Origin of the sequence: Bosea sp. 685 (assembly GCF_031884435.1) — a bacterium.
GTDB lineage: Bacteria > Pseudomonadota > Alphaproteobacteria > Rhizobiales > Beijerinckiaceae > Allobosea.
Window position 1 is genome coordinate 5,376,078 of record NZ_CP134779.1, and the last position, 17,251, is coordinate 5,393,328.

Genomic DNA, 17,251 nt, shown 5'->3' on the forward strand with positions numbered 1-17,251 from the left:
GGGCGCGCTACACAATCGGAGCGCTCTTCCATGACCCTGAACGTCGCCATCCAGATGGACCCGATCGAGCGCGTCCGAATCGCCGGCGATACCGGCTTCGCGCTGATGCTGGAGGCGCAGGCGCGCGGGCATACGCTCTACACCTACACGCCGGATAAACTTTCGCTGCGCGACGGCAAGGTCACGGCCCGGATCAGGCCGGTCACGGTGCGCGATGTCGAGGGCGACCATTTCACGGCCGGAGCCGAGGAGCGCATCGATCTCTCGACGCTCGACGTCGTGCTGCTGCGCCAGGATCCGCCCTTCGACATGGCCTATGTCACGACGACCCATCTGCTCGAGCGCATCCACCCCAAGACGCTGGTGGTCAACAACCCGACCGAGGTGCGCAACGCACCCGAAAAGATCCTGGTCACGCATTTTCCCGAACTGATGCCGCAGACGCTGATCACCCGCGACAAGGCCGAGATCGAGGCGTTCCGCGACGAATTCGGCGAGATCGTGATGAAGCCGCTTTACGGCCATGGCGGCGCGACCGTGTTCAAGACCGGCAAGGACGACCCGAATTTCGGTTCGCTCTACGACCTTTTCGCCGGCATCTTCCGCGAGCCCTGGGTCGTGCAGCGCTTCATGAAGGAGGTCTCGGAGGGCGATAAGCGCATCATCCTGATCGACGGCAAGGCGGCGGGCGCGGTCAACCGGGTGCCGGCGACCGGCGATCTGCGCGCCAATATGGTGCGCGGCGGCGCGGCCAGGCCGACCGATCTGTCGAAGCGCGAACTCGAGATCTGCGAGGCCATCGGCCCGACGCTGCGCGAGCGCGGCCTGCTGCTCGTCGGCATCGACGTGATCGGCGGCAACCTGACCGAGATCAATGTGACGGCGCCGACCGGCGTGCGCGCGATCAAGAAGCTCGGCGGGCCGGATCTGGCGGCGCAGCTGTGGGACGTGATCGAGGCCAAACGGTAAAACCAGCGACCTGCGCGGATGGCATTCAACCGCATCCCTCAGGCTTGCATCAAAGCCTCGGTGAGTTCGGCGAGCGGAGCGGTTTCCGGCCAACTCGGCACATTATCGGGTATCGATATCCAGCGCTGTTTCCGTTTCACCCAGATATGAGCCACGACATCCAGCGCATCGCTCTCGTCGAGCGTGCCCGCCCGTATAATCGCGAGACCCGGCCGGGCACTGTTGGTGTTGTAGATTCGGGTATGGCAGGTTCCGCAGACGCGCTGGCGTGAGACGCGGCCGCTCGGCGAGGTCAGTTCGTAGAGGCCGACGGGTCCAGCCAGGCTCAGCAGATCTTCCGCCACAACGACCTGCTGGCTGAACGCGCTGCCGGTCCATGTCTGGCAGTCACGGCAATGGCAGGCATAGCTGGACGGCAGACGCTCGACGGCGAGGCGATAGCGAACCGCACCGCAGCGGCATCCTCCGTTCAAGCCGCCCGCCATCCGCTTGCTCCTGTCCTCCCGCTGGCCCCAACGCTACCGCGTTGCGCCATTCAGCGGATTCCCCGCATCCCAGCCATAGCGCATCGTCTCGAAGCGCATCGTCAGCGCGTCGACGAGCAGGAGCTTGCCGACCAGCGATTCGCCGAAACCGGTGACGGCGCGCACCACCTCCAGCGCCATCAGCGAGCCCATCACGCCCGCGAGCGCTCCGAGCACGCCGGCCTCGGCACAGGGCGCGACCGTGCCGGGCGGCGGTTCCTGCGGGAAGAGGCAGCGATAGGTCGGGTTGGGCTTGCCGTCAGGGCGGGCCTCATGCGCCCGGATTGTCGTCAGCGAACCGTCGAAACGGCCAAGCGCCGCGGTGACCAGCGGTCGCCGCTCATGGAAGCAGGCGTCCGAGACGGCATAGCGCGTGGCGAAATTGTCCGAGCCTTCGGCGACGATGTCGTAGAAGGCGATCAGCGCGCGGGCATTGTGCGGATCGATGCGAACGACGTGCTCCTCGACCACGACGTTCGGATTGAGCCCGCGGATGAATTCGGCCGCGATGACGGCCTTGTGCTCGCCGATATCGGCGGTGCTGAAAATGGTCTGGCGCTGCAGATTGGAGAGCGAGACGATGTCGTCGTCGACGATGCCGATCTTGCCGATGCCCGCCGCCGCCAGATATTGTAGCAACGGCGCACCCAGCCCGCCCGCACCGATGACCAGGACCCGGGCATTCTTCAGCCGATTCTGGCCCGGCCCGCCGATCTCCGGCAGCACCAGATGGCGGGCATAGCGCTCGATCTCAGCATCGTTCAGGCTCATCCCCTAGGGTTAAGCCGATCCCGCCGCTCCTGCAATCGCCGCGAAGGACGGCCGCAGGATGATGGCGCGGTCTCGGCTTGGCCGCGTCGCCAAGCCATGCCATCGTGAGCCCAGACAGGGCGGAAAAACCGCCCCAACGATCGAACAGGGGAATGATCCATGCGGTTGAAATCTCTCGCGCTCGCGCTTGCCGGCGTCGCCCTTTCGGCCGTGGCCGCGATGGCTCAGCAAGCGATCAAGCCGGCGGTCGTCTATGACAAGGGCGGCAAGTTCGACAAATCCTTCAACGAGGCCGCCTATATCGGCGCGGAGAAGTTCAAGGCCGAGACCGGCGTCGAGTTCCGCGATTTCGAGCCGACCAACGAGGCCCAGATCGAGCAGGCGCTGCGCCGCTTCGCCCGCGACGGCAATTCGCCGATCATCGCAGTCGGTTTCTCGCAGGCGACGGCGCTGCAGAAGGTCGCCGCCGAGTTCCCGGACCTGAAATTCACCATCATCGACATGGTCGTCGAACTGCCGAACGTTCAGTCGGTCGTGTTCAAAGAGCATGAGGGCTCCTATCTCGTCGGGCTCCTCGCCGGTATGGCTTCGAAGACCAACAAGGTCGGCTTCGTCGGCGGCATGGATATTCCGCTGATCCGCAAATTCGCCTGCGGCTATGTCCAGGGCGTCAAGGCGGCCAAGAAGGACGCCGAGATCTTCCAGAACATGACCGGCTCGACGCCCTCGGCCTGGAACGACCCGGTCAAGGGCGGCGAACTCGCCAAGTCGCAGATCGACCGCGGCGCCGACGTGATCTACCACGCGGCGGGCGGCACCGGCATCGGCGTGCTGCGCGCCGCCGCCGACGCCGGCAAGCTCGGCATCGGCGTCGATTCCAACCAGAACGGCCTGCAGCCCGGCAAGGTGCTGACCTCGATGCTGAAGCGTGTCGATGTGGCGGCCTATGCCTCCTTCAAAGCGGCGCGCGACGGCACCTGGAAGCCCGGCATCTCGGTTTTGGGGCTGAAGGAGGACGGCGTCAGCTGGGCGCTCGACGACGCCAACAAGGCGCTGATCACGCCCGAGATGAAGGCTGCGGCCGACAAGGCCAAGGCCGACATCATCAGCGGGGCCGTGAAGGTGCACGACTACATGTCGGATTCGAAGTGCACGATGTGATCTTCGCGACAGCGAAGGTCATCCCGGACGCGACGCGGGAATCGCGGCGCGATCCGGGATCGCGTGCGGACATACATATCCCATGAACATCACCATCCTCGGCTCGGGCGACGCCTTCGGCTCCGGCGGGCGCTTCAACAGCTGCCTGCATGTCGAGGCCGGTGGGGAGCGCATGCTGCTCGATTGCGGCGCCTCGAGCCTGGTCGCGCTGAACAAGGCCGGTATCGAACGCAACGGCATTTCGACGCTGCTGTTCACGCATTTCCATGGCGACCATTTCGGCGGCCTGCCTGCCTTCCTGCTCGACGCGCAATTCGTCTCGCGCCGCAAGGAGCCATTGGTGATCGCGGGGCCGCTCGGCATCGAGCACCGGGCGTTGCATGCGCTCGACGCCGATTTCCCGGGCGCTGCGACCAATGCCTGGCGCTTCCCGATCCGCTATGTCGAGGTCACGCCCGATAGCCCCGCGACGCTCGCCGGGATCGACGTCACCGCCTTCCCGATGCTGCATGACGAGCGCGCCGGACCCTGCCAGGGCTACCGATTGGCCCATGGCGGCAAGGTCTTCGCCTTTTCCGGTGACACGGCCTGGACCGAGGCGCTGGTCCCGCTCGCGTCCGGGGCCGATGTGCTGCTGGTCGAGTGCTACACATGGGACGCTAGGCTCGCCAACCATCTCGACTACGAAACCCTCGCCTCGCACCGGGCAGAGCTCGAGACGGCACGAATCGTGCTGACGCATATGGGCGTCTCGATGCTCGCGCATCGCGAGCCCTTGCCCGAGGAGCGGGCGCATGACGGCATGGTGATCGCGCTGTGACGGAGCCCCCGCCTTCTGCCGTGAAACCGGCTGCCGCCATCGAGCTGATCGGCATCTCGAAGCGCTTCGGCGCGGTCCAGGCCAATAAGGACGTGTCGCTCAAGGTCGCGGCCGGCTCGATCCACGGCATTGTCGGCGAGAACGGGGCCGGCAAATCGACCTTGATGTCGATCCTCTACGGTTTCTACGAGGCCGATTCCGGCGAGATCAGGGCTTCGGGCGCAGCGCGCAAGATCCGCTCCCCGGGCGAGGCCATCGCGGCCGGCATCGGCATGGTCCACCAGCATTTCATGCTGGTCGAGACGCTCTCCGTCGTCGAGAACATCGTGCTCGGAGCCGAGGGCGGCGCCTGGCTGAAAGGCGGGCTCGCCAAGGCGCGGACCGAGCTCGCGCGGCTCTCGCAGGAATATGGCCTCGTCATCGACCCCGACGCCATCGTCGGCGATCTCTCCGTCGGCCTGCAGCAACGCGTCGAGATCCTGAAGGCGCTCTATCGCGGCGCCGATATCCTGATCCTCGACGAACCCACCGCCGTGCTGACGCCGCCGGAGGCCGACCAGCTCTTCTGCCTGCTCAGGGCGCTGAAGCACCAGGGCAAGACCGTAATCCTGATCACGCACAAGCTGCGCGAGATCATGGACGTGACCGACAGGGTCTCGGTGATGCGGCGCGGCGAGATGGTCGCGCATGTTGCAACGGCCGAGACTTCGCCGGCCGCCCTGGCCGAGGCGATGGTCGGCCGGCGCGTGCTGCTGCGGGTCGAGAAAGCGCCGCGTCAGCCTGGCCCGGCCGTGCTAGAGATCGCCGGGCTGTCCTATCTCGACGAGCGCGGCTGCGAGACGCTCAAGGACGCAAGCCTGACGCTGCATGCCGGCGAGATCGTCGGCATCGCCGGTGTCGCCGGCAACGGCCAGAGCGAATTGCTCGAGCTGCTGGCCGGGCTGATCCAGCCCTCGCGTGGCGTGATCCGGTTGAACGGGCAGATCCTCAACGCGACCGAGCGCAACCCCGCCCGCCTGCGCAAGCTCGGACTGATGCATATTCCCGAGGACCGGCAGAAGGCCGGGCTCGTCACCGCCTTCTCGGCCGCCGAGAACGCGATCCTCGGCTATCATGACGAACCCGCTTTCGGACCCGGCCCCTTCCTGTCGCCCGCAGCAATCGAGGCCCATGCGCGCGCGGCCTTTGCGGCCTATGACGTGCGCCCACCCGACCCAGCCTTGAAGACGGCGAAATTCTCCGGCGGCAACCAGCAGAAGATCGTACTCGCCCGCGAGATCGAGCACGCGCCAAAAGTGCTGCTCGTCGGCCAGCCGACGCGCGGCGTCGATATCGGCGCGATCGAGTTCATCCACCGCCGGCTGATCGCGCTGCGCGATGCCGGCGTCGCAATCCTGCTGGTCTCGGTGGAGCTGGAGGAGGTGATGGCGCTGTCCGACCGGATCCTCGCCATGTGCGGTGGGCGGATCACCGGCGAGCGGGCGGCGGAGACAGCCGACGAGCGCGATCTCGGGCTGCTGATGGCCGGCGTGAGCGAGGCAGCATGAGCGCCACCCCCATCGACCTCCCGCGCTGGGCCGACGCAGGCCTGGTTCCGCTCGTATCCGTAGCGGCAGCCCTCGTCGTTGCAGGCCTCGTCGTCATCGGCATCGGCGAGAGCCCGCTGGAGGCGACGACATTGCTGCTGCGCGGCGCGCTGGGCAGCGCCGAGGGCATCAGCTTCACGCTCTACTACACCACGAACTTCATCTTCACCGGGCTTGCCGTCGCGGTCGCCTTCCATGCCGGGCTGTTCAATATCGGCGGCGAGGGACAGGCGACGATCGCCGGTATTTTCGTCGCGCTCGCCTGCCTCTGGCTTGCGCCCCTGCCCGGCATCCTGCTCGTGCCGCTGGCGATCCTCGCGGCGGCGGCGGGCGGCGCGCTCTATGGCTTCATTCCCGGCTGGCTCCAGGCAACGCGCGGCAGCCATGTCGTCATCACCACGATCATGTTCAATTTCATCGCCGCGACGCTCAGCGTCTACCTGCTGGTCGAGGTCATCGGAAAGCCCGGCTCGATGCAAGCCGAGACACCGGAGTTCGCCCGCCACGCGATTCTGACGCCGATGCATGAATTGCTCGCGCCGCTCGGCCTCAAGCTGCCGGCGACGCCGCTGAACAGTGCCTTCCTGCTGGCACTGGCTGCGCTCGTCGCGGTCTGGGCGCTGATCTATCGCTCGCGGCTGGGTTACGCGATCCGCACGGTCGGGGCTAATCCGCGCGCGGCCGCCTATGCCGGCATTTCGCCGGCGCGGATCATCATGGTCGCGATGGCGATCTCGGGTGCGCTCGCCGGCGGCCTTGCCGTCAACGAGGTCATGGGCGTGCAGCACCGACTGCTGCTCGATTTCACCGCCGGCTATGGCTTTGTCGGCATCGCGGTCGCGCTGATGGGGCGCGGCCATCCGGTCGGCGTCGGGCTCGCGGCGCTGCTGTTCGGCGTGCTCTATCAAGGCGGAGCGGAGCTTTCCTTCGACAAGCCGAGCATCACCCGCGACATGGTCGTGGTCATCGGCGGCGTCATCATCCTGTTCGCCGGAGCGCTGGACGGACTGTTCCGGCGGCTGGTGGCAGGCCTGCTGCGGCTGGGGCGTCCGGCATGACAATCATCTCGCAGGGAAACACGCCGTCGTCCCGGACGCAGCGAAGCGGAGATCCGGGACCCATGCCTGAACCTTTCCGGCACGTGTTCCGGCATGGGTCCCGGGTCTCCCTGCGGTCGCCCGGGACGACAGGCGTGTTTCCCAAGCAATACGGCGGTGGCTGACCATGGAATGGGTCCAGACCATCGCCGTCGTGCTCGACTCGGCTGTGCGGCTGTCGGTTCCGCTGCTTTGCGCCGCATTGGCGGGGCTGTGGTCGGAGCGGGCCGGCATCGTCGATATCGGGCTCGAGGGCAAGATGCTGATCGCCGCCTTCGCCTCGGCTGCCGCCGCCTTCGCGACAGGCTCGGCCTGGGCGGGACTTGGCGCCGGCATCCTCGCCTCTGTCATGCTCGCGCTGGTGCATGGTTTCGCCGCGATCACCTGGCGCGGCAACCAGATCGTCTCCGGCGTCGCCATCAACATGCTGGCGGCAGGGCTGACCGTGATCCTCGGCAATGCCTGGTATGGCCAGGGCGGACGCACCCCCTCGCTCGAAGGGCCGGCGCGCTTCCCCGACCTGACGCTGCCGCTCGGCGCCTGGGCGCGCGAACATGTGCCGGTCGTGGGGACCCTCTATGACGAGGTCGTCTCCGGCCATGCCGCGCCGGTTTACCTCGCCTTTGGCTGCCTGCTTCTGACCGCCCTTGTGCTGAAGCGGACGCGGTTCGGCTTGCGGTTGCGGGCCGTCGGCGAAAATCCGGCGGCAGTCGACACCGCCGGCATCTCGGTCGCGGGGCTGCGCTATGGCGCGGTGATCATCTGCGGAGCGCTCTGCGGGTTGGGCGGCACCTATCTCGCCGTCTCGCAATCGGCGGGCTTCCTGCCGCATATGACCGCTGGCAAGGGTTTCATCGCGCTCGCCGCCGTGATCTTCGCCAATTGGCGCCCCTGGCCGGCGCTCGGCGCCTGCCTGCTCTTCGGCCTGCTCGACGCGGTTGCGATCAGGCTGCAAGGCGTCATATTGCCCGGCATCGGCCAGGTGCCGGTGCAGGCGATCCAGGCCCTGCCCTATCTGATGACGGTGATCCTGCTCGCCGGCTTCATCGGCAAATCGACGCCGCCAAAGGCCTCGGGCCTGCCCTATGTCAAGGAACGCTGAGCCGAGATGACCGACGAGCCCGATTTCGACGCCCTTTTCGCGGTGGCCCAACCTGTCCAGGCCCGGGCCTATGCGCCCTATTCGCGCTTCAAGGTCGGCGCGGCGCTCCTGGCCGATGACGGCACGGTCTATTTTGGCTGCAATGTCGAGAACGCGTCCTATCCGGTCGGCGTCTGCGCCGAGGCCGGCGCGATCTCGGCGATGATCGCCGGCGGCGGGCGCGCCATCCGCGCTTTGCTCGTGCTCGGCGACGGAGATGCGCTGGTCACGCCCTGCGGCGGCTGCCGCCAGCGCATCCGCGAATTCGCCGCGCCCGAGGCCCAAATCGCGATCGCCGGCCCAAACGGCGTTCGCGCCCGCTTTTCGCTGGCCGAGCTGTTGCCAGCCTCCTTCGGACCAGACAATTTGCGCTAGTCGAACGAATTTGACATTTGCGCCCGCCCGATATCGGCCGCGAGGCAAATGTCAAATTCATAAGTTCCACTAGAAAATCAAAGAGGTTCTAGTGGTTTTGATGATTCCGACATTTGCTCCGAGCCCGATATAGAATGGGGAGCAAATGTCGGAATCAAACCACTAGTGATTTGCGCAATCGACGAGTGTTCGTCCGCATGAGTGAATCCGAGGGCCGGGGGGCGGACGAATGGCTGTTGATGCAATCTTCGACGAGGCGGCGGGAACGCTGATCGACCGTGGGGTCGATGGTCCCATCGACTGCGCGCTCGTGCTCGGAACCGGGCTCGGCCGCATCGCCGACGACATGACCGACATGGTCACGATCCCGTTCTCGGCGATCCCCGGCTTTCCCCTGGGAGAGGTCTCGGGGCACGCCCGGCAGCTCTGCTACGGCACGCTCTTCGGCAAGAAGGTACTGATCTTCCAGGGCCGGGCGCATTATTACGAGACCGGAGACCCGGCAGCGATGCGCGTGCCGCTCGGCATGCTGAGCGCCTTCGGCTCGCCGCCCCTGATCCTCACCAATGCGGCAGGCTCACTGAAGCCCGATCTCCGGCCCGGCGGGCTCGCACTGATCACCGACCACATCAACCTCAACGGCCCCAATCCGCTGGTCGGGGATGTCGGCGATGGCCGCTTCGTGCCGATGGTCGATGCCTATGATCCGCATCTGCGCATGCGATTGAAGAAGGCCGCCGCGAGCTCCGGCGCCAATCTCGGCGAAGGCGTCTATATGTGGTTCACCGGTCCCAGCTTCGAGACACCCGCCGAGATCAGGATGGCGAAGACGCTCGGTGCCGACCTTGTCGGCATGTCGACCGTGCCCGAGGTGATCCTCGCCCGGCGCTTCGGCATCCGCGTCGCCGCCATCTCGGTCATCACCAATATGGGGGCAGGCCTGCTCGGCGGCGCGCCGCAACATGGCGAGACACGAGACGTCGCGACCGCCGCCTCAACCGGGTTGCGGCGCCTCTTCCGCAGCTTCCTGTCGGAGCTCTGACCCGATGTCCGAGGCATCCGTTGCGGCGCGCGCGCTCGCCCTGCTCGATCTGACGGACCTCACTGAGGATGCCAGCGAAGCCGGCCTGAGCAGCCTGTGCACACGCGCCGTCGCTGCGCCCAGCCCGGTCGCGGCCATATGCATCTGGCCGCGCTTCGTCCGCCAGGCGCGCGCCTTACTGGGCGACGGGCCCGTGCGCATCGCAACCGTGGTGAATTTCCCCGAAGGCGGGACGGCCATCGCGCCGGTCCTGCGCGAGACCGAACAAGCGCTCACTGAGGGCGCCGACGAGATCGATCTCGTCCTGCCCTGGCAGGCCTTCCTCGCCGGCTATCTCGAGAGCCCGCGCGCCATGGTCAGGCTGGTGAAATTGCGCTGCGGCGACAAGCGGCTCAAGGTCATCCTGGAGACCGGGGAATACCCCGATCTCGCCCAGGTCCAGGCCGCCGCCGAGCTCGCCATCGCGGAAGGGGCCGACTTCATCAAGACCTCGACCGGCAAGACGGTGCATTCGGCCAGCATTCCCGCCGCGCGGACGATGCTCCAGGTCATCGGGGCGACCAAGCGCCCCGTGGGGTTGAAACCCTCCGGCGGCATCAGGAGTTTGTCCGATGCGGCGAGCTATCTCGCGCTTGCCGACGCGATCATGGGGCCGGACTGGGCGACGCCGGAAACCTTTCGTTTCGGCGCGAGCGGGTTGCATCAGGTGCTCGTCGACGTGATCGCGGGCGGCGCGGCGGGGCAAGCGAACGGACCCTATTGAGATGAAGCTGACCCAGGAGATCATCGCCGCAAAGCGCGACGGCGCTGAATTGCCGGATGCCGACATCCGGCAATTCGTCGCGGGCATCACCGACGGCTCGGTCAGCGAGGGCCAGGCCGCCGCCTTTGCGATGGCGATCTTCTTCCGCGACATGAACGCGAAGGAGCGCGTCGCGCTGACGCTGGCCATGCGTGATTCCGGCACTGTGCTGAACTGGGACGACCTGCCCGGCCCAGCCCTCGACAAGCATTCGACCGGCGGCGTCGGCGACACTGTGAGCCTGCCATTGGCGGCGGCGGTCGCGGCCTGCGGCGGCTTCGTGCCGATGATCTCGGGGCGCGGGCTCGGCCATACCGGCGGCACGCTCGACAAGCTCGACGCCGTACCGGGCTATGTCACGCAGCCCGACATCGCGCTGTTCCGCAAGGTGGTGCGCGAACAGGGCTGCGCCATCATCGGCCAGACCGCCGACCTCGCCCCCGCCGACAAGCGGCTCTACGCCATTCGCGACGTGACGGCGACGGTCGAGACCATTCCGCTTTTGACCTCCTCGATCCTGTCGAAGAAGCTCGCGGCCGGGCTGCATGGCCTCGCCATGGATGTGAAGTTCGGCTCGGGCGCCTTCCTGACCGATTACGGTCAGGCGCGTGCACTCGCCGACGCGCTGGTTGGCGTCGCCAATGGCGCGGGCCTGCCGACGACGGCCTTGATGACCGACATGGACGAGCCCCTGGCGAGCGCAGCCGGCAACGCGCTCGAAGTGGCTTACGCCCTCGACCATCTGACGGGCAGGCGACGCGAGCCGCGCTTCCATGAGGCGACGGTGGCGCTGGCGGCCGAGATGCTGCTGCTGGGCCGGCTCGCGGGCGATCTCAATGAGGCCCGCGCCAAGATCGAGGCCGCTTTCGTCTCGGGCGCGGCGGCAGAGCGCTTCGCGCAGATGGTCGCGGCGCTGGGCGGGCCGAGCGACCTGCTGGAACGGCCGGAGAAATATCTCGCGCCGGCACCTGTCGTGAAGCCGGTCTTTCCGGTTGCGCCGGGCACGGTCCAGGCCATCGACACGCGCGGCGTCGGCTTCACCATCGTCGCGCTTGGCGGTGGGCGCAGCCGCGCCGAAGACCGCATCGACCACAGCGTCGGCATCGTCGATCTCGCGGGCATCGGCGACAGCGCGGGACCGGAACGTCCTCTCGGCATCGTTCATGCACGTAGCGAAGCCGGCTTCGCTGCGGCCCAGGCCCGCTTGCGGCAGGCCTATCGCATCGGCGAGGGTAAGGCCGGCCACGGCCCGCTCGTCACGGAACGCATCACGGAGAATTCGCACGCATGAGTCTACTTTTGGCGATGACCGGTTGGCATGTCGAGGATTGGCGCGCCCGCTTCCAGGCGCTGCTGCCCGACATCCCCGTGGTGATCCTCGGCGAGCCCTTCGATCGGCGCGCGGTGCATTACGTCGCAAGCTGGAAGCACCCTGAAGGGAGCCTTGCCGGACTGCCCAACCTCGCCGCGATCTTCTCGCTCGGCGCCGGCGTCGATTTCCTCTTCGCCGACCAGCGCCTGCCGGAGGCGCCGATCGCGCGTGTCGTCGACCCCGACCTGACGACGCGGATGAGCGAATACATCGTGCTGCACTGCCTGATGATCCTGCGTCAGCAGCGCCGCTATGACCGCCAGCAGCCCGTCAAGAGCTGGGAGGACGACCGCTATCAGCCGGCGGCGCGCTCGGTGCGCGTCGGCATCATGGGGCTCGGCGAGCTCGGGCTCGATGCGGCGCGCAAGCTCCAGGTCATGGGTTTCGACGTGGCGGGCTGGAGCCGCAGCCCCAAGAGCGTCGAGGGCCTCACCACCTTCGCCGGCGAGGACGGCATGGCCGCGTTCCTGGCGCGTACCGACATCCTCGTCAGCCTGCTGCCGCTGACGCCGGAGACGAAGGGCACGATCAACGCCACCCTGCTCGCCGGTCTCGCAAGGGATGGCCGGCTCGGCGGACCGTTCCTGATCAATGCCGGGCGCGGCGGCTTGCAGGTCGAGGCCGATATCATGGCCGCGTTGGAGGCCGGCACGCTCAAGGGCGCGACGCTCGATGTGTTCGAGACCGAGCCGCTGCCGGCGGACTCCCCGCTCTGGAGCCATCCGGCGGTCACGGTGACGCCGCACAACGCCGCGATGTCCGAGCCCGAGGCGGTGGCAAATCTGATCGCGGCACAGATCCGGCGCCTGGAAGCAGGCCAGCCGCTGGAGTATGTCGTCGATCCGAAGCGGGGATATTGATCCCCGGTCATTCCGGGGCGCTGCGGAGCAGCGAACCCGGAACCCACGACTGGGTGAGCATGATCGGCTGAGGTTATCGGAGGTCGCGTCCAGTCGTGGGTTCCGGGTTCACGCCTGCGGCGCACCCCGGAATGACAAAGGCGGGCCGTCATCGCTCCGTCATCCCGCCGTCGCGGCGCTGAAACGCGACCCCGCCAAGTCCTCTGGGTCATTCCCCCAGCCCGGAGCGTTCCATGCGCCTGTCCCTCGTCGCAGCCTTGCTGCTGTCATCGACCATCCTCGCCGGCGCCCAGGATGCGCAGAAGGAATTCCCCGCCAAGCTCGCCGGCCATGCCCTGCTGCCGGCCAACACGATCATCGCCGCCCCAGCCGATGCGCCGGCCGACCTCAAGGTCTCCGGCAAGTTCGTCACGCCCGGCAAGCGCGTCGAGGCCGTCGGCACGGTGATGGGCACCTCGGGCGGGCGCCCGACCGGCCTGTCGACGCCATTTGCCGGCCAGCCAGTGCAGGGCTTCTCCGGCATCCGCTCGCTGGGCAATGGCGAGTTCCTGGTGCTGACCGATAACGGCTTCGGCGCCAAGGCGAACTCGCCGGACGCGATGCTGTTCTTCCACCGCCTCAAGGCCGATTTCGCCAGCGGCAAGATCGAACGGACCGCGACCACCTTCCTGCACGACCCCGACAAGAAGATCCCCTTCCGCATCGTCCATGAGGGCACGGAGAAGCGCTATCTGACGGGCGCGGATTTCGATCCGGAATCGATCCAGCCGATCGGCGGCAAATTCTGGATCGGCGAGGAGTTCGGCCCCTATCTCATCCGCGTCGACGCTGACGGCAAGGTCGAGGCCGTGTTCGAGACGCTCGTCGACGGCAAGCCCGCCCGCTCGCCCGACCACTACGCCGTGACCACGCCCAACGCGCCCAACCTCCCGGTCGAGTTCAATGTCCGCCGCTCCAAGGGTTTCGAGGGCATGGCGCAGTCGCCCGATGGCCGCTTCCTCTATCCGCTGCTGGAAGGCCCGCTCTGGAACGCCGAGACCAAGGGCAATGAGGAGGTCGACGGCAAGGAGGTGCTGCGCATCCTCGAATTCGACGTGGCTGCCGAGAAATGGACCGGCCGCTCCTGGTTCTTCCCGCTGGAGCAGAAGGGCCTCGCCATCGGCGACTTCAACATGATCGACGGAACGACAGCTCTCATTATCGAAAGAGATAACGGCGAAGGCACCGCCGACAAAGCCTGCGCCGCTGGCCAGAAGGGCCCCGACTGCTTCCACGACGTCGCCAAGTTCAAGCGCATCGTGAAGATCGAAATGACCGACGCCAATGTCGGCAAGCCGGTGCGCAAGGTCGGCTTCATCGACCTCTTGAAGATCGCCGACCCGGACAAGAAGGCCCGCCAAGGCGCCATCGACGGCGTGCTGCCCTTCCCCTTCTTCACCATCGAGAACGTCGATGTGGTCGACCGCGCCAACGGCATCATCGTCGTCGGCAACGACAACAACCTGCCCTTCTCCTCCTCGCGCGATCCGAAGAAGGCCGACGACAACGAACTGGTGCTGCTCTCGGTGAAGGAACTGCTCGACGCGAAGTGAGCCGCGCGCACGCCCTCCAAGTCGCGGACAGGTCAATCCGCGACTTGGAGATCTCCGCTCAAGTCATGGCCGGCCTTTGGCCGGCCATGTGCGTTTGTGAAACCTGCCCTTGAATGGCTGTTTTCACAGGACTATATTAGCGGGCACCAAGCACTCCATGTGCGAGGGCAGTGGTTTGGATGATCGACACTCATGGAGGTGATCATGTTGACCGCGAATACGGACGGCAGACGGCCGCAGGACTTGTGCAACCTCATCCTGGCCGCGTGCCTGTTCATCTCTCCCTGGATTTTCGGCTTCGTGGGCGAGGCTATGCCCACCCGAAACGCCTGGATCGTCGCCGTGGCGCTCGCCCTGGTGGCCTTCGCGGCGCTTTCGGTCTTCGCCGAGTGGGAGGAATGGGTGAACCTGGCGCTCGGCGTCTGGCTGATGGCGGCCCCCTGGATGCTCGGCTTTACCGGCAACTTCAACGCGTTCTGGACCCATATGATCCTGGGCGCCTTGACGGCGGCGGTATCGGCCTGGGCGGTCTGGGATTATCGGCACGAGCCGCACGCCACGGCCTGACCGGGCCGTGACATGACACTATGGCCCGCCGCCGCGAGGCGACGGGCTTTTTCGTGCCCGCGACGATCAGGCCACGCGCTTATCCGCGGAATCGCAGAGATCGACGAGCAGGCAGCGGACGCATTCGGGCCTGAGCGCCTTGCAGGTGTAGCGGCCATGCAGGATCAGCCAGTGATGCGCATGCCTGCCGAACTCCCGCGGCACGGCCTTCTCCAACCCCAGCTCGACCTGCAGCACGTTCTTGCCCGGCGCGATGCGCAAGCGATTGGCGACGCGGAAGACATGGGTGTCGACTGCGTGGGTGATCTCGCCGAAGGCCATGTTGAGCACGACATTGGCCGTCTTGCGGCCGACGCCGGGCAGCGTCTCCAGCGCCTCGCGGTTGGCCGGCACCTCGCTGCCGAATTCGGCGATCAGCTTTTCGCAGAGCGCGATCACGTTCTTCGCCTTGGTGCGGAACAGGCCGATCGTCTTGACCAGCTCGCGCACTTGGCTTTCGCCGAGCGCCAGCATCTTTTCCGGGGTATCGGCGAGCTCGAAGAGCTTGCGCGTCGCCTTGTTGACGCCGGCGTCGGTCGCCTGCGCCGAGAGCACCACGGCGACCAGAAGAGTGAAGGCGTTGACGTGTTCGAGCTCACCTTTGGGCTCGGGCTCGGCGGCGCGGAAACGCTCGAAAATCTCGCGGATGCCCGCCGCGCTGCGGGCGCGCGGCTTCGTGATCCCGGGGGCGGCGGGCGCGCGGCGTTTGGACCTGTTCTCTTGCATCATCGCGGCGTTATAGTTGGGCCATGAAACCCGGCAAGTCCGATTCAGCCGCGACCGGCGACGCCTCGGCCATGGCGGCCGAGCGCCCCGTCTTCGACGCAACGATCACGCCGCATCGCTCGCTGGGGCAAAACGGCTTCCGCATCGTGATGACGCTGGTCTGCCTCTCCAGCGTCGTCTCCTCGATCCCCTTCGTCGTGCTCGGCGCCTGGCCGGTGGCGGGCTTCTTCGGCCTCGATGTCGCGGCCTTGTTCATCGCCTTCCACGTCAATTTCCGGCATGCGCGCGCCTTCGAGCGGGTCATCGTGACGCCGCTCGAAGTCTTGCTGCGCAAGGTCTCGCATCATGGCCGCGAGGCGGTCTGGCGCTTCAACCCGGCCTGGACCAAGCTCGAGCGAGAGAATGACGAGGATTATGGCTTGCTGCGGCTGAGCCTGGTCTCGCGCGGGCAGCGCGTCGCGGTGGCGGGAGCACTCTCGCCGCATGAGCGCGAGGGCTTTGCCGATGCGCTCGGCGCGGCGCTGGCCAGCGCAAGGCGCGGCCCGGATTTCGGAGCGGCCTGACAGGCCCGCGTCAGGCCTGTCAAATGTCAGCTTTTCGGGTGTGACGCTTTCGGGTTGTGAGCCTTGGCCGCCATCGTCATTCCGCTGATTTCGGCTGCGATCATCGTCGGATTGATCACGACTTTGCTCGCCAGGAAACCGGGAGCGCGGATGCCGAACGCCGACGAGGATGCGCCAGGGCAGAGCGGCGATGAGCGGGTGCGCGGTTACGGGCTCGTGCTGCGCGACCAGCTCGACCGGACACCGTTCGGGCCGGAACTGCCGCGCATAGTCTGGCGCAAGCTCATGACATGCCCAACCGGAGAAGGGCTGGTGCGCGAGTTCCACCGCGATTTCTGCGGGCAGGGCCTGATCCGCACTCAAGACGGCGTCAAGCTCTGCGATATCTTCGACGGCGGCCATAATACCGGCGATGCGATCACGTCCTGGCCAAGCGAGGAGGCGTTCGTTGGCTTCTTCGCCGCGCAGTCGGATTACAGTTGCAGCGGCTGGGACGGGGCCTCGGCCGTCTTCGCGACGCAGGACGAATGGTATCGCAACAACCAGCGCCTGACGCGGGAGGGGTTGCAGGTTTTCGTCGCCGAGCTAAAGCCGCGCTGAACGGCTCGCGCCAATTTTTCACGAAAGCAATGCTCTTGATTCCAGGAGCCTGGTCTAGCCCTCCATCGCCCTTGCCGCCTGTTCCACCCTTGCCGCCTGTTCCAAATTCGCCCGCGCGATCGCGCGGTGGAACGGCGCGATTACCGCCAGGTACGTCCGCCCCAGCAGGTTATGGCAATGCACCACCGTCACCACGACTAGCTCCCGGCCGCCCGCTGCGCCCGTGCGCAGCAGGATCGCGGCTCGGAAGTCGAGATGCCGATCGTCCTCGCCCACCACCAACTCCCCCGCGCTCTTCGACAGCAGCGGAAAGAAGCCGATCACCGGCCCCCGCGCCGCCGCGGCGGCACCGATCGCGCGAGACGATTTGACACCGACCGTCGCCATCATCACATCGCGCACCCGCGTCAGCGCGCGAATCCACCCCGCCGGCCGCTCGAACCCAGCGCGCGCCAGCACTTCGAGATCGTCGTTCGCCCCCGCTGGCAGTTGAATCGCGAACGCATCGAGCAGGTCCGCGCCCACATAAAGCGGCGCCAGCACACTGTCGGGCGGTACGGGCACCGCATGGGCTTTGGCTATACCGCCCGCTTTTCCCAAAGTGTTGTCAGCCGCAAGGGGTGAAGGCAAACAAATTGCCCGAT

At 66.7% G+C, this 17,251-nt stretch carries 19 protein-coding genes; 15 read left to right on the top strand and 4 right to left on the bottom strand.

Features of this window, described 5'->3' with window-relative positions; all coding sequences use genetic code 11:
* The first annotated feature begins 30 nt into the window (after positions 1 to 30).
* Entirely contained in the window at positions 31 to 969 is a 939-nt protein-coding gene (gene gshB, locus RMR04_RS26345) for a glutathione synthase (protein ID WP_311911467.1), read from the top strand.
* A 38-nt stretch (positions 970 to 1,007) separates the two neighbouring features.
* Here the strand turns inward: gshB and RMR04_RS26350 are convergent, their stop codons facing one another.
* Positions 1,008 to 1,454 (bottom strand): GFA family protein, encoded by a 447-nt coding sequence (locus tag RMR04_RS26350; protein WP_311911468.1) that lies wholly within the window; start codon positions 1,452 to 1,454, stop codon positions 1,008 to 1,010.
* 33 nt (positions 1,455 to 1,487) lie between these two features.
* The gene (locus RMR04_RS26355) at positions 1,488 to 2,264 is read right to left on the bottom strand and encodes a HesA/MoeB/ThiF family protein (RefSeq protein ID WP_311911469.1); all 777 of its coding nucleotides are present in this window, start codon (positions 2,262 to 2,264) and stop codon (positions 1,488 to 1,490) included.
* Positions 2,265 to 2,429: 165 nt separating this feature from the next.
* On the opposite strand from RMR04_RS26355, the gene RMR04_RS26360 reads away from it, so the two are divergent.
* The 12 genes from RMR04_RS26360 (at position 2,430) to RMR04_RS26415 (ending at position 14,679) form a co-directional block, all read left to right on the top strand.
* Complete coding sequence (locus tag RMR04_RS26360) at positions 2,430 to 3,425, top strand: BMP family lipoprotein (protein ID WP_410492293.1); 996 nt, start codon at positions 2,430 to 2,432, stop codon at positions 3,423 to 3,425.
* Positions 3,426 to 3,507: 82 nt separating this feature from the next.
* Positions 3,508 to 4,245 (top strand): MBL fold metallo-hydrolase, encoded by a 738-nt coding sequence (locus tag RMR04_RS26365; RefSeq protein WP_311911470.1) that lies wholly within the window; start codon positions 3,508 to 3,510, stop codon positions 4,243 to 4,245.
* Positions 4,246 to 4,265: 20 nt separating this feature from the next.
* Positions 4,266 to 5,792 carry an ABC transporter ATP-binding protein gene (locus RMR04_RS26370; protein ID WP_311911471.1) on the top strand — a complete coding sequence of 509 codons (1,527 nt, stop codon included), beginning with the start codon at positions 4,266 to 4,268 and terminating at the stop codon, positions 5,790 to 5,792.
* The gene (locus tag RMR04_RS26375) at positions 5,789 to 6,889 is read left to right on the top strand and encodes an ABC transporter permease (RefSeq protein ID WP_311911472.1); all 1,101 of its coding nucleotides are present in this window, start codon (positions 5,789 to 5,791) and stop codon (positions 6,887 to 6,889) included. The genes RMR04_RS26370 and RMR04_RS26375 overlap by 4 nt, the downstream gene beginning before the upstream one ends.
* 166 nt (positions 6,890 to 7,055) lie before the next feature.
* Positions 7,056 to 8,030: an ABC transporter permease gene (locus tag RMR04_RS26380; protein WP_311911473.1), complete on the top strand. Its 975-nt coding sequence runs from the start codon at positions 7,056 to 7,058 to the stop codon at positions 8,028 to 8,030.
* 6 nt (positions 8,031 to 8,036) lie between these two features.
* Entirely contained in the window at positions 8,037 to 8,444 is a 408-nt protein-coding gene (locus tag RMR04_RS26385; RefSeq protein ID WP_311911474.1) for a cytidine deaminase, read from the top strand.
* A gap of 229 nt (positions 8,445 to 8,673) precedes the next feature.
* Positions 8,674 to 9,486 (top strand): purine-nucleoside phosphorylase, encoded by an 813-nt coding sequence (locus RMR04_RS26390; protein ID WP_311911475.1) that lies wholly within the window; start codon positions 8,674 to 8,676, stop codon positions 9,484 to 9,486.
* 4 nt (positions 9,487 to 9,490) lie between these two features.
* Entirely contained in the window at positions 9,491 to 10,249 is a 759-nt protein-coding gene (deoC, locus tag RMR04_RS26395) for a deoxyribose-phosphate aldolase (RefSeq protein ID WP_311911476.1), read from the top strand.
* A 1-nt stretch (position 10,250) separates the two neighbouring features.
* Positions 10,251 to 11,579, top strand: a complete 1,329-nt coding sequence (gene deoA / locus RMR04_RS26400) for a thymidine phosphorylase (protein WP_311911478.1) — start codon at positions 10,251 to 10,253, stop codon at positions 11,577 to 11,579.
* The gene (locus RMR04_RS26405; protein WP_311911479.1) at positions 11,576 to 12,520 is read left to right on the top strand and encodes a 2-hydroxyacid dehydrogenase; all 945 of its coding nucleotides are present in this window, start codon (positions 11,576 to 11,578) and stop codon (positions 12,518 to 12,520) included. Before deoA ends, RMR04_RS26405 begins: the two co-directional genes overlap by 4 nt.
* A 233-nt stretch (positions 12,521 to 12,753) precedes the next feature.
* Entirely contained in the window at positions 12,754 to 14,112 is a 1,359-nt protein-coding gene (locus RMR04_RS26410) for an esterase-like activity of phytase family protein (RefSeq protein WP_311911481.1), read from the top strand.
* Positions 14,113 to 14,304: 192 nt separating this feature from the next.
* Entirely contained in the window at positions 14,305 to 14,679 is a 375-nt protein-coding gene (locus RMR04_RS26415) for an SPW repeat protein (protein WP_311911482.1), read from the top strand.
* Positions 14,680 to 14,745: 66 nt separating this feature from the next.
* Here RMR04_RS26415 and nth read toward each other — a convergent pair whose 3' ends face one another.
* Entirely contained in the window at positions 14,746 to 15,447 is a 702-nt protein-coding gene (gene nth / locus RMR04_RS26420) for an endonuclease III (protein WP_311911483.1), read from the bottom strand.
* Positions 15,448 to 15,467: 20 nt separating this feature from the next.
* On the opposite strand from nth, the gene RMR04_RS26425 reads away from it, so the two are divergent.
* Entirely contained in the window at positions 15,468 to 16,007 is a 540-nt protein-coding gene (locus tag RMR04_RS26425) for a DUF2244 domain-containing protein (RefSeq protein ID WP_311911484.1), read from the top strand.
* A 63-nt stretch (positions 16,008 to 16,070) separates the two neighbouring features.
* A complete protein-coding gene (locus RMR04_RS26430; protein WP_311911485.1) occupies positions 16,071 to 16,607 on the top strand; it encodes a hypothetical protein in 537 nt (178 codons plus the stop codon).
* A 54-nt stretch (positions 16,608 to 16,661) separates the two neighbouring features.
* Here the strand turns inward: RMR04_RS26430 and RMR04_RS26435 are convergent, their stop codons facing one another.
* Positions 16,662 to 17,189, bottom strand: coding sequence for a DUF2867 domain-containing protein (locus tag RMR04_RS26435; protein WP_311915958.1), 528 nt, complete (start codon positions 17,187 to 17,189; stop codon positions 16,662 to 16,664).
* Positions 17,190 to 17,251 lie beyond the last annotated feature (62 nt).

What these genes read in the sequence shown, in the direction of transcription:
- gshB (WP_311911467.1), top strand. Translation starts at nt 31, where the DNA reads ATGACCCTGAACGTCGCCATCCAGATGGACCCGATCGAGCGCGTCCGA.
- RMR04_RS26350 (WP_311911468.1), bottom strand. Translation starts at nt 1,454, where the DNA reads ATGGCGGGCGGCTTGAACGGAGGATGCCGCTGCGGTGCGGTTCGCTAT.
- RMR04_RS26355 (WP_311911469.1), bottom strand. Translation starts at nt 2,264, where the DNA reads ATGAGCCTGAACGATGCTGAGATCGAGCGCTATGCCCGCCATCTGGTG.
- RMR04_RS26365 (WP_311911470.1), top strand. Translation starts at nt 3,508, where the DNA reads ATGAACATCACCATCCTCGGCTCGGGCGACGCCTTCGGCTCCGGCGGG.
- RMR04_RS26375 (WP_311911472.1), top strand. Translation starts at nt 5,789, where the DNA reads ATGAGCGCCACCCCCATCGACCTCCCGCGCTGGGCCGACGCAGGCCTG.
- RMR04_RS26380 (WP_311911473.1), top strand. Translation starts at nt 7,056, where the DNA reads ATGGAATGGGTCCAGACCATCGCCGTCGTGCTCGACTCGGCTGTGCGG.
- RMR04_RS26385 (WP_311911474.1), top strand. Translation starts at nt 8,037, where the DNA reads ATGACCGACGAGCCCGATTTCGACGCCCTTTTCGCGGTGGCCCAACCT.
- RMR04_RS26390 (WP_311911475.1), top strand. Translation starts at nt 8,674, where the DNA reads ATGGCTGTTGATGCAATCTTCGACGAGGCGGCGGGAACGCTGATCGAC.
- deoC (WP_311911476.1), top strand. Translation starts at nt 9,491, where the DNA reads ATGTCCGAGGCATCCGTTGCGGCGCGCGCGCTCGCCCTGCTCGATCTG.
- deoA (WP_311911478.1), top strand. Translation starts at nt 10,251, where the DNA reads ATGAAGCTGACCCAGGAGATCATCGCCGCAAAGCGCGACGGCGCTGAA.
- RMR04_RS26405 (WP_311911479.1), top strand. Translation starts at nt 11,576, where the DNA reads ATGAGTCTACTTTTGGCGATGACCGGTTGGCATGTCGAGGATTGGCGC.
- RMR04_RS26410 (WP_311911481.1), top strand. Translation starts at nt 12,754, where the DNA reads ATGCGCCTGTCCCTCGTCGCAGCCTTGCTGCTGTCATCGACCATCCTC.
- RMR04_RS26415 (WP_311911482.1), top strand. Translation starts at nt 14,305, where the DNA reads ATGGAGGTGATCATGTTGACCGCGAATACGGACGGCAGACGGCCGCAG.
- nth (WP_311911483.1), bottom strand. Translation starts at nt 15,447, where the DNA reads ATGATGCAAGAGAACAGGTCCAAACGCCGCGCGCCCGCCGCCCCCGGG.
- RMR04_RS26425 (WP_311911484.1), top strand. Translation starts at nt 15,468, where the DNA reads ATGAAACCCGGCAAGTCCGATTCAGCCGCGACCGGCGACGCCTCGGCC.